This window comes from Allobaculum sp. Allo2, assembly GCF_022701175.1.
Lineage (GTDB): Bacteria > Bacillota_I > Bacilli_A > Erysipelotrichales > Erysipelotrichaceae > Allobaculum > Allobaculum fili.
On the sequence record NZ_CP078088.1, the window covers coordinates 1,230,553 to 1,244,951 of the forward strand.

The 14,399-nt window shown below is 49.7% G+C and carries 14 protein-coding genes and 1 pseudogene; 11 read left to right on the forward strand and 4 right to left on the reverse strand.

Features of this window, described 5'->3' with window-relative positions:
* Positions 1 to 370: 370 nt before the first annotated feature.
* From KWG61_RS06975 to KWG61_RS16145, 6 genes and pseudogenes are all read left to right on the forward strand, one after another.
* A pseudogene (locus KWG61_RS06975) lies at positions 371 to 1,623 on the forward strand (P-loop domain-containing protein); the annotation flags it as partial.
* Complete coding sequence (locus KWG61_RS17245; RefSeq protein WP_367614343.1) at positions 1,615 to 1,992, forward strand: hypothetical protein; 378 nt, start codon at positions 1,615 to 1,617, stop codon at positions 1,990 to 1,992. The pseudogene KWG61_RS06975 and the gene KWG61_RS17245, both read left to right, overlap by 9 nt.
* Before the next feature lie 528 nt (positions 1,993 to 2,520).
* Positions 2,521 to 4,092: a glycoside hydrolase family 3 protein gene (locus KWG61_RS06980; protein ID WP_242745344.1), complete on the forward strand. Its 1,572-nt coding sequence runs from the start codon at positions 2,521 to 2,523 to the stop codon at positions 4,090 to 4,092.
* Between the two features lie 112 nt (positions 4,093 to 4,204).
* Positions 4,205 to 4,930, forward strand: a complete 726-nt coding sequence (locus tag KWG61_RS06985; RefSeq protein ID WP_242745345.1) for a hypothetical protein — start codon at positions 4,205 to 4,207, stop codon at positions 4,928 to 4,930.
* A 289-nt stretch (positions 4,931 to 5,219) separates the two neighbouring features.
* Positions 5,220 to 5,561, forward strand: coding sequence for a GNAT family N-acetyltransferase (locus KWG61_RS16140; protein ID WP_256460810.1), 342 nt, complete (start codon positions 5,220 to 5,222; stop codon positions 5,559 to 5,561).
* Positions 5,537 to 5,773: a GNAT family N-acetyltransferase gene (locus tag KWG61_RS16145; RefSeq protein WP_256460811.1), complete on the forward strand. Its 237-nt coding sequence runs from the start codon at positions 5,537 to 5,539 to the stop codon at positions 5,771 to 5,773. The genes KWG61_RS16140 and KWG61_RS16145 overlap by 25 nt, the downstream gene beginning before the upstream one ends.
* Positions 5,774 to 5,865: 92 nt before the next feature.
* Here the strand turns inward: KWG61_RS16145 and KWG61_RS06995 are convergent, their stop codons facing one another.
* The 4 genes from KWG61_RS06995 to KWG61_RS07005 form a co-directional block, all read right to left on the reverse strand.
* Entirely contained in the window at positions 5,866 to 6,576 is a 711-nt protein-coding gene (locus KWG61_RS06995; RefSeq protein WP_242745346.1) for a YdcF family protein, read from the reverse strand.
* Between the two features lie 33 nt (positions 6,577 to 6,609).
* Positions 6,610 to 6,789 carry a hypothetical protein gene (locus KWG61_RS07000; RefSeq protein WP_242745347.1) on the reverse strand — a complete coding sequence of 60 codons (180 nt, stop codon included), beginning with the start codon at positions 6,787 to 6,789 and terminating at the stop codon, positions 6,610 to 6,612.
* Between the two features lie 115 nt (positions 6,790 to 6,904).
* A complete protein-coding gene (locus tag KWG61_RS16150; protein WP_256460846.1) occupies positions 6,905 to 7,231 on the reverse strand; it encodes a nucleotidyltransferase family protein in 327 nt (108 codons plus the stop codon).
* Positions 7,123 to 7,752, reverse strand: coding sequence for a nucleotidyltransferase family protein (locus tag KWG61_RS07005; protein WP_256460812.1), 630 nt, complete (start codon positions 7,750 to 7,752; stop codon positions 7,123 to 7,125). Before KWG61_RS07005 ends, KWG61_RS16150 begins: the two co-directional genes overlap by 109 nt.
* Before the next feature lie 253 nt (positions 7,753 to 8,005).
* On the opposite strand from KWG61_RS07005, the gene KWG61_RS16155 reads away from it, so the two are divergent.
* The 5 genes from KWG61_RS16155 (at position 8,006) to rny (ending at position 13,819) form a co-directional block, all read left to right on the forward strand.
* Positions 8,006 to 8,716 (forward strand): peptidylprolyl isomerase, encoded by a 711-nt coding sequence (locus KWG61_RS16155; RefSeq protein ID WP_255658122.1) that lies wholly within the window; start codon positions 8,006 to 8,008, stop codon positions 8,714 to 8,716.
* A 485-nt stretch (positions 8,717 to 9,201) separates the two neighbouring features.
* Positions 9,202 to 9,768, forward strand: coding sequence for a DUF177 domain-containing protein (locus KWG61_RS07015; protein ID WP_242745348.1), 567 nt, complete (start codon positions 9,202 to 9,204; stop codon positions 9,766 to 9,768).
* Entirely contained in the window at positions 9,731 to 9,907 is a 177-nt protein-coding gene (gene rpmF / locus KWG61_RS07020) for a 50S ribosomal protein L32 (RefSeq protein ID WP_230266711.1), read from the forward strand. Before KWG61_RS07015 ends, rpmF begins: the two co-directional genes overlap by 38 nt.
* An 828-nt stretch (positions 9,908 to 10,735) precedes the next feature.
* Positions 10,736 to 11,812, forward strand: coding sequence for a hypothetical protein (locus KWG61_RS07025; protein ID WP_230266712.1), 1,077 nt, complete (start codon positions 10,736 to 10,738; stop codon positions 11,810 to 11,812).
* Positions 11,813 to 12,265: 453 nt separating this feature from the next.
* Positions 12,266 to 13,819 (forward strand): ribonuclease Y, encoded by a 1,554-nt coding sequence (gene rny / locus KWG61_RS07030; protein ID WP_230266713.1) that lies wholly within the window; start codon positions 12,266 to 12,268, stop codon positions 13,817 to 13,819.
* Positions 13,820 to 14,399: the final 580 nt, after the last annotated feature.

A 14,399-nucleotide genomic window follows, 5' to 3' on the forward strand; every position in this document is an offset into this window, starting at 1 on the left:
TGTGCAAATGAAATTATATAACCGAATAAAATGTACGAATAAATAAAAATTCATGATGAAATAAAATAAGATAGGATAATGGCAGGCGTTAAGACAAATGCCGCCAAAGCCCATTTTGTAAAGAACTCATTTCGAACGGAAGCGCAGTTCGCCATTATCAGGAAGGGGCTGGAGCAGGATAAGACGATTCTGGGCAGATCAAAAGGAGGACGCCAAAGCAGGGATGTACGATGAATACGCTAAATTGTGAATAATTCCTCCATATTTCCCTTTGGAAAATCGTTCCCTCTGACTTTCCGATACGAAAGAGGGCAGAGATCGGACAGGACGGAAATGCACAAACGGAACAGGAAACAGAAGGAGTGAGCGTATGAATACGGCCAAAGCTTTGAAAGCAAAAATCCTCGCTATAAACGGAAGAGGCTATCCGGCGTATCGGGATTTGAAAGGAAAGTGGGACTTTGGAAGCTATGTGCTTTCCATCGACCATGTGCAGTCCGACCCGTTTGCTTCCCCATCGGACATTTCGATTCACATCGAAAATCCAGGCTTTCCTTCGCATCTTTACGAAAACCGTACCTGTCGGATTGCTTTGCAGGATGCACTGCTGCGGCTGTTTGGCCGGAAGCTGAAACAGGCGGATGTGCGCCGCTCCGGTTCTGGAAAATCAGGCGCACTGACGTGCAGTTCGGTCTGTCCGGAAGTGCTTGAACGTTCTGCAGTACAGATCGATCCGAAAAACGGTTCGCTGATTTTCCGGCTCAACGCAGGCTTTCCTGCCAAAGGCCGTTCGATTCTGGCCAAGGGGCTGGTGATGCTTTTATTTGATACTTTGCCGCCTTTAGTGGAATCGTCCTTGATTTACGCCAATCTGACGGCAGCGGAAAAAGAGCATCTGCAGCGGGTGTATGAGCTGTCTGTGGATCAGCAGGCGATTCGTAAACAGCTTCAGGACAGACATCTCGTGTCCTTTGTGGCCAACGGCGCGATTTTGCCGCGTAAGAGCGGGGCAAGCGCTTTGCCGATGGAGGACGCGATTCGGTTTGTGAGCGCGCCGGAAAAAGAAATTGAACTCGATCTGCCTTATGCCGGAAAAATCAAAGGCATGGGCATTGACGAGGGCGTAACGCTCATTGTCGGCGGCGGCTACCATGGAAAATCGACGCTGCTGCAGGCGCTGGAAATGGGTGTTTACGATCATATTGAAGGCGATGGCCGTGAGTATGTCATTACCCGCAATGACGCGATGAAAGTGCGCGCCGAAGACGGCCGCTGCGTTCATCATGAAAACATTTCTTCCTTTATTCAGAGTCTGCCCGGCGGTAAATCCACGGAAGATTTCGTCAGTGAAGACGCATCCGGATCGACGAGTCAGGGGGCTAATGTAGCGGAAGCGCTCGAATCCGGAAGCCAGGCGCTTCTGATCGATGAAGATACATCCGCAACCAACTTCATGATTCGCGATGAGCTGATGAGCGAAGTCGTTTCCCAAAAGAAGAGCCGATTATTCCGTACATTGCCCGCATTCGTGAACTTGCCGATCAGGGCGTATCCACCGTGCTCGTTGCGGGAAGCAGCGGTCTGTTTTTTGATAAGGCAGATACGATTATCCAGATGAAAGAATACAAGCCGTACGACATTACAAAACTGGCCAGGGAAAAAGCGGCTGCCTTTGCCAAACCGCAGACCAGCGACTATCCGCCGATTGTCACTCCAAACAAACGGATTCTGAAAAAGAACGACGCGCTCTGTCAGGATAAGGTCAAGGTCAAAACATCCGCGCTCGATTCGCTTTCGATTGCCAGAGAGCCGATCGATCTGCGCGCCCTCGAACAGCTTGCCGATTCCCAGCAGTCGGCGGCGATCGGAAAAATGATCGTCTATGCGCAGCGCAATCTGGTCGATAATCAGAAAACGATCGACGAGATCGCTGAGGAGCTTGAAAATCTTGCGGATGAAAACGGCATGAGCTTTTTGGAAAGGGCAATTTAGCCCGTCCAAGAAAGCAGGAACTGTGCGGCGTGATCAATCGCCAGCGTTCCAACGGCTTCCGTTTTCAGAAATGAATTTGAATTTGCGGATGATCTATACAAAATGGATTGTCTGCATCCTGTCGGATTCATCAGAAAACCACACGGATAAAACGATTTATCAAACTGCATAAAGCAGGTTTTACAGACGGATTTTCCCTCTGCAGATCCTGCTTTTTTCATTTTCAGCGATAGGCATCGAAGAAAAGGGGAGCGGATAAAATGCAGAAAGGCATAGTCAAATTCTGTCTGCACGATCGTTTGACACTGTCTTGAATTATTTAAATAGATAACGGGAGTAAAATAAAACAAATTGTTTGGAATTATTATACAAATTAGGAAATAGACATTTCACAGTTACCAATTAATGCAATAGTTTGCATATATCATTAGCGTTATCATAGATATGAAGGAAAGAAGTAAACGGTTACAAGAGTTGGCCTTTTAACTGCGTACTTCTTTTACTCAAATTATGAAAAGGATGGAAGATATGATTCGAAACTCATTCCGTAGAGCGCTGAAGCGCACGGCAGCGGCGGCTGTCAGCTGTGCAGCAGCCTGCTCGATGATGTTCGCATCCGGAACGCCGATCATGGCCGCTGAAGACAGCGACGTAGCGATCGAAGCGCGCGTAAACGACATCATCTCCAAAATGACGACCCGTCAGAAAATCGAACAGATGATCATGCCGGATTTCCGTAAGTGGGGAACCAGTGACGACACCGCAACGGATTTCACCGAAATGAACGATGAGGTTAAACAGATTATCGCGGACTACGACTTTGGTGCCATTATTCTGTTTGCCAACAACGTTAAGGAAACCGAGCAGTCCTACAACCTCGCGATGGATATGCAGAAAGCAGCCATCAGCGACGGCGGACTTCCGCTTCTGATTTCCGTTGATCAGGAAGGCGGCTCTGTTTCCCGTCTGGGCACCGGTACAGCTCTGCCAGGCAACATGGCTGTCGGCGCTACCTTCAATACCGATGATGCAAAGAAAATCGGCGAAATCATCGGTTCTGAACTTTCCGTACTCGGTATCAACACCGACCTCGCACCGGTAGTCGATGTCAACAACAACCCGAACAACCCGGTTATCGGTCTTCGTTCTTTTGGCGATGATCCGGAACAGGTTGGTCTTATGGCTTCTGCCGAAATTGCTGGCCTTTCTGAATACAACGTAATCGGCTGTGCCAAACACTTCCCAGGTCATGGCGATGTGGCGACAGACTCCCACTATGGCCTGCCGATCGTAGACAAGACGGTCGAGGAAATCAAAAACAACGAGCTGAAACCGTATACAGTAGCGATCAACGAAGGCATCGAAATGATCATGACCGCACATATCCTGTATCCGGCTCTCGACAATACAACGCTTCACTCGGATCTGACAAACCAGGAAGAACAGCTCCCGGCGACTCTGTCCAAGAAAATTATCACTGACCTGCTCAAAGGCGAAATGGGCTTTGAAGGCGTAGTCAGCACCGACGCCATGAACATGGAAGGTGTTGCCAAAGTCTGGTCCCAGCCGCAGCGTGTTGCTGTAGCCATGGAAGCCGGCGCCGACCTGATCTGCATGCCAACCGTTCTGTACTGCAAGGACGACCTGAAAGATCTCGACGCGGTCATCAACTACTGCGAACAGGAAGTTGCCAACGGCAAGCTTACTCAGGAACGTCTGAATGACGCCTGCACCCGTATCCTGACCCTGAAAGCCCGCAAAGGCATTCTGGACTGGAACGAAAATGACTATTCCATCGATGAAGCCAAAGAAGTTGTCGGCTGCGCCGAAAACAAACAGGCTGAACGTGAAATCGCTGCCCGCGGCGTTACCGTTACCCGCAACGAAGACAACGTTCTGCCAATGGAAGTTACTAAGGACACAACCGTTCTCGTAGCTACTCCTTATTCCAACGAACCTGGCCTGATCTCCCTCGCCTGGAACCGCGGCAAAGATGCCGATACCGTAGAAAACGGTGCGAAACTGGATTATTTCGTATACACAGGCCAGGCTGAACTGACCGACGAACAAAAAGCAAAATTGATGCGGCCGATTATGTAATGGCCGTTACCGAAGTTTCCAGCGCAGCCCGCATGGGCGGCAGGCACTGGTCGAGCAAAATACCAAATGAAATCGTGAAATACGCGAGGGAAAAAGGCAAAAGGCTATCATCATGTCTGCGGACAAACCATATGATACCCAGTGGTATCCAGATGCTCAGGCAGTCATGGCCGTTTACGGCAACAAGGGTACCGGAGTTGACCCGACCGAAGCCATCATCGGCGGCGCAACCGGTGCTAACGAAGCCTATGGACCAAACATCCTGGCCGGTATGGAAGTTGCACTTGGGACCTTTGGTGCCAGCGGACAGCTCCCAGTCAACGTTTACAAGTATGATGATGCAACTGGCATGTATTCCACAACCGATGTCGTTTATCCGCGCGGTTCCGGTCTGACTTACCAGTCCAAATCCGATGCCAACCGGATGGAAATGTACCGTCTTTACAACCCGAATTCCGGCGAACACTTCTACACCAGCAGCTCCAGAGAACGCGACTACCTTGCGAAAGTCGGCTGGAAGAGTGAAGGAGTCGGCTGGATCGCTCCGAAGAAATCCAATACTCCGGTTTACCGCGTATACAACCCGAATGCCGGCGATCACCTCTACACACTGAGTGAACGCGAGAAAAACTACCTGGTTGACCAGGGATGGAAAGACGAAGGCATCGGCTGGTATTCCGATGACAACAAGGCCGTAGAAGTATGGCGTGAATACAACCCGAACGCCAAGAGTGCAAACCACAACTTCACAACCAACTTCAAGGAACATACATACCTGATTGAACTTGGCTGGAGAGGTGAAGGCATCGCCTGGTACGGTCTCGAAAACTTCGAGTAGTCAATCCCGACTCTGAAGGAAAATGCTTTAGCCGATAGAGCAGACCCATACATCAAAACAAAATAAAACGGCAGAGTTTGGACGCATCCGCCGTGCGTTCGAACTCTGCTTTTTCATGGAATTTCAAGCGGCCGCTTTTCGCTTTTCAAACGCCCTGCTAAGGTAGAAATCAAACTTCGCTTTGCTCCGCTGACCAGAAATGCTTCGACATCTTTTTCGTTCCAGAAACAGCTCGAAGCCAACGGGTCGAAACGGCGGCGAAGAACGCACTTGAGAAAGGAGAAAGACAATGGAATTTCAGAGTGAACGACTGATTTTGCGTCCCTGGAAAGCCGAGGACGCTCAGGTATTATACGAACTCGCAAATGATCCGGATGTCGGACCGGCCGCCGGCTGGCCCGTTCACCAAAGCGAAGAGGAGAGCCGGCAGATTATCGAAAGTGTGCTGAGTAATCCGCTGGATTTTGCGATCTGCCTAAAAGAAACGTCGACGCCAATCGGCGCCATATCTCTGATGGTGCCCAAGCTGAAACAGCGTGAGGGGCATCCCCATACGACAAGGAACTGGGCTTCTGGATCGGCAAGCCATACTGGGGCCATGGCTATGTGGAAGAAGCGGCAAACATGCTGATCGATTATGGCTTTGAAGATCTGTGGCTCGATCAGATCTGGTGCGGGCATTATACCGGCAATTCCAAATCCGCCAGAGCACAGGCCAAACTTGGCTTTTGCTTTTTCAAAACGGAAGAGCATGTCCTTGTACTGCTGCTTGGCGAATTCCGTGATGAAGTGATCAACCGCATGACAAGGGAAGAATGGAAAGCTCTGCGAAACGCGAAATAGATTCCAGTGTCAGAACCGAATCCGACCGCTCTTCTTCCTTTTTAAAAGACGCGATGCACAAATCTCTGTACAGATTTCTATACAGATCACCATTACAGGCAACCACAGCCAATACATATAAGAAAACGGGCCGTGCGGCCCGTTTTTGCGTAGAGGGTGAACGATCGGAAGGCAGCAGGAAGAGAGGATTCTGTCCTTTCCTTGTTACTGCCGTTTGAATGTCTTCTTGAGCTCAATCCATAAATAGATGATTCGGGAAATCGCCTCGCGTCCGGCTTTTTCCAGGTGAAATCCGGTGCGCTCTCCATTGCCCAGTTCGAAAAGAACTGTCTGGCCAGCGCGTTCGAACGTCGGGCGTGCAGGCCGCCCGTCAGAATCAGGATTGGCTGATCACCGATCATTTCTCTAGCGTATTTCATGTTTTCCCAGGTGTTCTGCGCCCGGGTTTCCAGCAGGATCGGCAGCTGCGGACAAAGTTCATGAATGTAGTTACCCATCACTTCCGCTTCCACGTACGGATTGCGGACCGCACCGCCAGAAATGATCAGCGTGCGGTATTTGCCCTGCAAATACTGATCGATCGCCAGATGACAGCGCAGTTTCATTTCACGCCCCAGGCTGCCGTCATCGTGAACCGAACAGCCCAGAAGCAGTCCAAAAGGATACGGTTCCTGTGAAACTTTCGGTTTGCGGCAGGGCGGCAGCTGGTGTTCGTACCAGACCAGAGACAGCCCAGCTGCAGCCCCGAAAAGGGAGACGAGGACAGCCTTTTTGTGGCGGTGAGAAGAAGGACGGTGAAACATAGAAAACTCCTTTCTAAAGGAAAAAGGATCGGGTTACAAAACCGGACAGAAATACGTGTGAAGTTCGGCCAGGAGAGCGTGTCGAATCGACGCATCCGAACCGTCCGCTTCCGCTGTACTGGAGGAAGAAAATTCAGAGCAGGCAGAAAGGGTGTGCGGTAAAACGAGCGTCCAGGCGGCTGGTTTCTGATCGATCAGCGAATACAGACGCATTTCCTTATTGAGAAGATTCTGAAGCCAGGGGAAAGATCGGCCATACGGCTGGCGGCTTTCAATCCGCCGGGCAGCGACTTTAACAGTGCCTGTCCCCGGTCATTGAAGCCAAGCGTCAGAACTTTAAAAAGAACGGATGCTCTTTCATCTCCCTTTTAGAGATCTGCATCAAAATCATCATGCAGGTTCTCTGTATTCTTGCCCGTGTATACGTTTTGGAAACGGCATGCTTCAGAAAGCCTTCAAACGTATCGCTTTTTCTGGCGCTTTCGATCAGACGGTATTCGATGCCTTCCTCGCAAAGGAAAAATTCGCTTAACCGCTTCGGATCGCTCATGAGCAGCTGCATCCGCAAATACGGATAGTACGATTGCCACGATTGTCGGGGATGATAGAGCGCGTCGCCTTTTTGCGGAATGTTGGCGAAAAAGTCTTTTCGAATCGCTGTGGCGGATTTGAGTGAAAAGTTGCGGGGAACGGCACGACCGCCATGCCAAACGACCGGGCGTGGCGAATGTACTGCACCGCCAGAATATCGTTTGGCCGCAGATCGATGCCGTTTAAAACGGCGTTCTGTACATGTGAGCGGCCGGGAACAGCTTCGAGCATTTTCAGCTGTCTGGATTTTTCTTCCAGAACGGCCAGATCCGCGAGCTCCGATCCAAAGCAGAGCGTATTGACCCCGGCACATTTGAGGGCTTCGATCGCGTAGAGTGCAAAATAGTCGGCGCTTTGCATGGCGTAGGCGGCAGGCAGCGCGATCACCAGATCGGCGCCCGCTTCGATGGCCATACGGGTTTTCTCTTGAGGAGAAAGAAGGGAAGGCAGTCCGCGGCTTGAATACCATGTGGAAAGGACCACGACGATCTGATCGGGATGAAGCGTTTCGCGTACCCGTCGAATGATTTCGCGGTGTCCGTCATGAAAGGGATTGAATTCAGCAATGATTCCAGCTTTGATCATGTGTTCAGTCTACCGTAAAAGAGGATTCCATACATTTCCAGCCGTGAATCCCATTTCAAAATCGTTTCCGTTCAGGTACCATGGACAGGGTTTTTCCGAAAGCGGATAAGAAACGACGGTATCGTTTTTTGCGTAAGGAAAATCAAAAGAACAATTCACGGATCAAAACAGACAAAACATCTGGATGGATCCGATCAGAAGGAAAAACGGATCCTGGATCCGATGAAAAGATAGAACAGCGAGGACAAACAGTATGAAATTCAGCAGATTTGTTTCAAAAGCCGCCTGCCTGGGCGCTGCCGCTCTGCTTGCGGCCGGATGCGCCGGCAGCACGAACGACACCAGCAACGCCGACGTATCGAGCGTCACCTCTTCCATTGCCAGCAGCCAGACCGAATCGGTCGTTTCCAGCAAAGTGGCTACCCGGGCTTCCAAGTCGGAACCGGGCGGCAAGCAGTACCAGGCCGAAATCAAGATTTCCGGCTACGATGAACCAATCATCTTCACCATGGACGAAGGCATCGCTCCGGAAACCGTAGACAACTTTGTCAATCTGGCCGAAAAAGGCTTTTACGACGGCCTGACCTTCCACCGTATTATTGACGGCTTCATGATTCAGGGCGGCGATCCGCGCGGCGATGGAACCGGCGGAAGCTCCCGCAGCATTTACGGCGAATTCAAATCCAACGGTTTTGACAACTCCCTCAAGCACGTGCGCGGAACCGTATCCATGGCCAGAAGCAACCAGCCGGATTCCGCCAGCAGTCAGTTCTTTATCGTGCAGGAAGATGCGTCCAGCCTCGACGGGGAATACGCCGCATTTGGAACGGTAACCAGCGGCATGGATGTCGTAGACCAGATTGCTGAATCCGCGAAGCCGACCGACAACAACGGCTCCATTTCCAAGGAAGATCAGCCGGTCATCGAATCCATCACCATTACCGAACTCGATGACAAGAAATAAGCGGTAAGCACAAATCGAATCCAGTGAAGCTCTCTAGAGCAAAGAGAAAGCGCTCTGGAGCAAAGATAAAGATATAAAAAAATCTGTATCTGTATCCTTCTGTCTCTTGCCTCTGGAAACAGCCTGAGCAAAGAAGACAGACCGAAAAAACAGACCCGATCACAAATTGATGGACAGATTCTCAGAGCCGATCCGGCTCTTCGGGTCTGTCCTTCGATTTTGTAACGGTCACGGACTATGATGAAGATGCATGCGGCAGGGAGCCAAAACGATACGCGATATCCGACGTTTGCCCCTGGCTCATGACAGACAAGACATTTGAACAGGCAGATTTTTCAAAGAGTCAACGCGGCCGGAAAAAGCCGAAAGTACGATAGTTAAGGACAAAATGGCAAAGCACTTCGATCGTTTTGTTCAGATTTTCGTTTGTTTGACAATTCAAAAGGGTCTGCCTATAATATCAAATGCTACATGAGGTGAATAGCGTGAAGTTTCGTAAAAGCGATTTTCTGGCGGCGCCGGATGACTATCTTGAAGTCAATACCGACCTGGCCGATCTCGATGGAGCTCAGTTTGTGAATACGCCTGTTCTGGCCGTACCCGAGTGTCACGTCGAGGGCACTTTACAGTTTGACGGCCGCAGCAGGGTTGTCAGCAACCTTCATTACTCCGGCTTCATGATTGTTGAAGACTCGATTACCGGAGAAGATCTCGAATACGTTTTCGAGGCCGATTCTGAAAAAGAGTACTCATTCGATCCGCTCGAGGATACGGACGATCAGGAAGACATTCTCGTTGTGAACAACAACACGATTGATCTGAATGATGAGATGATCGAAGCGATTGTATATGAAGCACCCATGAGCATTACCCGTTTAGCCCGTGAAGACTATCCTAGCGGTAAAGGCTGGTCGCTTACATCCGATCAGGATGAGGGGACAGCCAGCAGCAGGAAGATCCCCGCTGGGCAAAACTCAAAGATCTTAATTTCGAGGATAACTAGGAGGTGCCACCATGGCTGTTCAGCAGAGAAGAGGTTCCAAACACCGTAAGGCAAAAAGAAGAACCCATTACAAACTGACTAAACCCGCTCTTGTAAAATGCCCGGAGTGCGGCGAATTCAAACTCGCTCACAAAGTATGCCCGAGCTGCGGTAAATACAAAGGCAGACAGGCTGTCGAAGTAGAATAATTCCTGTCCCTTTTATAATCAGTATCCAGATGGATGAACAAGCAGAGAGACCTCTGCTTTTTTCTTTTGCGCGTTTCGCATTTTCTCTAACAGGCCTGCAGGACGTTGATGTCCTCCTGCGGGCCTTTTCCGTTGTGCAGGAGCAAGCGCAGGGAAGCACGAAACTGAAATCCAGGGAAAGGAAATAGAAACGGGCAAATAGAAACGGGAAGGTCCTGACAGATCCGATCGCAAAAACCACAGAATGTATCGCATTCGTGCGAGAAACCGTCTTTTCTGTATGGTCCGGAATTGGGATTCTTGTGTACCAAAGCAACAATTTCGTACCATAGCCAATTAGTATTAAGCCTATGCGATTTTAATAATACGAAAAGAAGAAAAAGACAACCGTGATAAACGTATAGAACGATAAAATAAAAGGCCAGTATTTCTCCCGTTTGCCTGGACGAAGGCAGACGGGCGGCTGCTTTTGGCTTTAAGAACAGGCGCAGGGATTTGAACGAATGGTTTTCCTTACGGGCAAACAGGAAAACCCCCATCCTGCATTGGATCCCCATTTTTATTTTGAACAGGAAAAGCGGTCGTTTTACGTTCCATCCATTTTCTCAAACGCGTGGTTTTGCCTCGGCTTTTGACCTACAGGCGCTTCTTCATTTGATTCGGGCAAAAATATAAATTACGAAGCGCTTCAATGCACTCTATTTAGAATATGGTCGCGCATACGACAGACAACCCATGTTCTATGGGCGATTAAAGCCATACGCAAAAGCACCAGATTTTTACGAGAGGACAGGGCGTAAGGGAAATCGGACAAAGAAAGGCCCAGTTATGAAAAAACATACAATGATGTCTGCACTCCTGTCTGTGTCGATACTGACAGGATCTGTATCTTCCTTCCCAATTCTGGCCGCTGAACCGGCTGCCCAGAATGAAACGACCGACCCTGCACAGTCCACAACGACGATTTATGACCATGCCCGCAATACCTGGTATCCAATGGGTACCGGCATGCAGGTCGAAACCGTCACAAACGAAGGCAAGTATTTCAAAGGCCACGCGGCGATTGATGACGTCAATGCGGAAAACACCGTAAAGGATCTGCTGCACGGCGAGAAGTCCTTTACGTTTGAGATCGAATACAAAACGCCGGAAAACACAAGCGCCAATCAGATGGAATACCAGATGATTCTTTCCAACGGCGACCATGGCTTTGTAGTACGCGACTACCATTATCAGAATCTTGGAATCACGACCCAGCTGATCGCCTATGGAGCCAATACGAATGACTGGATGACGTACAACATGAAGGAGTATGAAGCAGGAAATACCGATTACTCCAATCGTGTCCATACAGTTCTTGCCGGTTACGATGCCGAAACGAAGGAGCTCTTCTTCGTCTTCAACGATGGCTCGAGCTATCGTGGATCCATGAGTGGAACGGGCGGAATCAAGGCGACAAACTATCCGCTTTCCATCGGTACCGATCCGGAAAATACCGATCGCGTCTCCGCCTATCGGTTCAAATCCGTCAAGCTTTTTGAGGGCGTAAAAACTAAGGAAGACATGGAAACCCTCACCAAAGCCGATGCCAAAGTTTGGGTCGACGCAGACGATAACCCCGTTCAGCCTCAAGAGCCGGAACCGGAACCTGTCGTACTCGACTACTCCGTACTGCAGACGGCCTATACGGATGCGAGCAGCGTAAGTGCCGACAAATTCCAGTCCAATGCGGCATGGTCCACGCTGATTGAAAAACGGACCGTCGCTGCGAACATTCTTGCCGATCAGGACAATACTGCCCGTACGCAGAAAGATATTAATGACGCGGCTTCCGCCCTCAGCCAGGCGTGGCTCGCGGTTCGTCTGAGCGTCGACACCGAGATCAATCCGCTCCCCGCTCAATAACAAAACCAATCCAGAAATATGCTCTTTTGCATGCTTTCGTAAATGCGAAAAGCGCAGTTTCAATCGATAATCTGCCTTATGCACCGTCTGAACCGCAAAGATTCAGACGGTTTTCCATACATTGCAAAACTTGCGCATTTTACACCCGATCCAAGGCAAATTGTCTGCCGGACAGAAACAGGAACGATTGGCCATGAAAAATGTAGTCCGGTCTGATTTTTTGAAAAAACGCAATCATACCGATCGGTCGAAAAAGAGAAAAAAGGGAAATCAGACGATTTACAGCCGGATTCTGGCGGATTTGCCCAGAACCTGTTCGCTGTATTGGTACACAATCGTTCCATTTTTGAACGAATATCTTCCTAAAATTTGTCTGAAATATGGGTACATAGACAAAAAGACCGGATTTGCTATAATTGAAATGCTTTATTTTATGAAGGGACAGAGAAATAAATGAATGCCTTATGGATTTCTCTATCCGGGATAATCGGACTTGTCCTGGGAATCGGCCTGATGGCCGCTCTTTCCAAAGCAGGTCTTAACAAAAATCAGCAGCAGGCAAATCAGATTCTTGAACAGGCGAACCGCGAAGCGGAAGCCAGACTGAAACAGGCAGTACTTGACGGGAAAACCCAAGTACACGATCTGAAAGTAGAAGCAGAAAAGGAAATTAAGGACCGCCGGCAGGAAGCCGTCGATCTTGAAAACGCCCTTCTGCGTCGTGAAGACAGCTTAAATTTCCGCGATCAGTCTCTGAACCAGAAGGAGAAGGAACTGAGCGCGCAGATGAAGAAGGCCAATGATCGCCTTCTTTCCTTAGAAGATAAGGAAAAGCAGCTTCAGCAGGAAATTGACCGACAGATCGAAGTCCTCGAGGGCGTAGCCCGGATGACCAGTCAGGAAGCGAAAGACGAGCTCTTCGCCCTTGTCGAAAAGCAGATGGAACACGAAACGATGGCTTACATCAAGGAAAAAGAAGATGAAGCCAAATCGCAGGCGAACCAGAAAGCGCAGGAAATCATCGCCTTAAGCATCGAACGCATGGCCCAGCAGGAAACGATGGACCGTACGGTCGCTGTCGTCCAGATTCCCAGTGAAGAAATGAAGGGAAGAATTATCGGACGTGAGGGCCGCAATATCCGTGCCTTTGAACAGGCCACGGGTGTTGAGCTGAACATTGATGATACGCCGGATCTGATCACCATTACCTGCTTCAACCCGATTCGTCGAGAAGTGGCCAGACTCGCCCTCGAATATCTCATTCGAGACGGACGCATCCAGCCCGGACGAATTGAGGACGCCGTTAAGAAATTCCAGCATGAAGTCGAGGCTGAGATTCTCAAGGCCGGCGAAGAAACTGTATTCAAGCTTGGCATCGGCCGCATCGATCGCGAAATCGTTCGTCTGATCGGTACGCTGAAATACCGTTTCTCCTATGGCCAGAATGCGCTCCAGCATTCCATTGAAGTCGCCCTGATTGCCGGAACGATGGCAGCTGAGCTGGGGCTCAACCAGCATATGGCGAAACGTGCCGGTCTTCTGCACGACATCGGTAAAGCACTCAATGTCGACCAGCAGGAAGGCAGCCACGTGGAGCTGGGTTACAAATTCTGCAAGAAGCATGGTGAAAAAGAAATCGTTCTTAATGCGATCGCATCTCATCATGGCGATACCGAACCAAAATTCCTGACCTCCCATCTGGTCATTGCCGCCGATACCATTTCCGCCGCTCGCCCAGGAGCCCGTAAGGAATCCGCGCAGGCCTACGTGGAACGTCTCGAAAACCTGGAAAAAATCGCCAATGAATTTGAAGGTGTGTCCAACGCTTATGCCATTCAAGCCGGCCGCGAGATCCGCATCATGGTTGTTCCCGAACAGGTGAGCGATACGGCCTGTGTTAAAATGGCCAGGGCGATCCGTGACAAAATTGAATCTGAACTGACTTATCCCGGACAGATCAAAGTGAACGTAATTCGTGAAGTCCGTGCACAGGAAATAGCGAAATAACGAATATCAAAGCCGCCCCGCAAAGGCGGCTTTTTATAACGGCTTTTCGTCTACAATAAAAACGGACGCATTCCCAAAAGGCACAGGGAAACATCAGAAAAAAGCAGGGGAAGACCCGACAAAGACTCGGAAAAACTCGGATAAATCCGGCAAAGAAGCAGAGCAGTTTTCTTTCTCTCTCCGTTCGGATCACGGATCCATTCTCCGAACGTCCCTTAAATAGAGGAAGACTGTCCTTCAACCGTTAAGACAATCCAGACGCAGGACTTTTCTGACATAAGGTCACCCCCAGAAATCCAGTCTGTATCCAGCACCGATCGAACACAGATCCAGAACAACAGTGCCATTTATCGCAAAGATCCCAGTCCATACGGGGCACTTTGTCATTTCTCCCTTAAAGGAATACAATCTCGAAATATCGGCTCGCTTTTCAAAAGAAAAGCGGGATTTCGATTGCCTGTTCGAGGATCAATCCAGCCTCGAAACATACCCGTTCAAAACGCTGCGCAGGGCCGTCTGGTCCAGAACGCGTAAACCATAAAGCAGAACATCAAAGATAAACAGAACACAAACAGAAAAC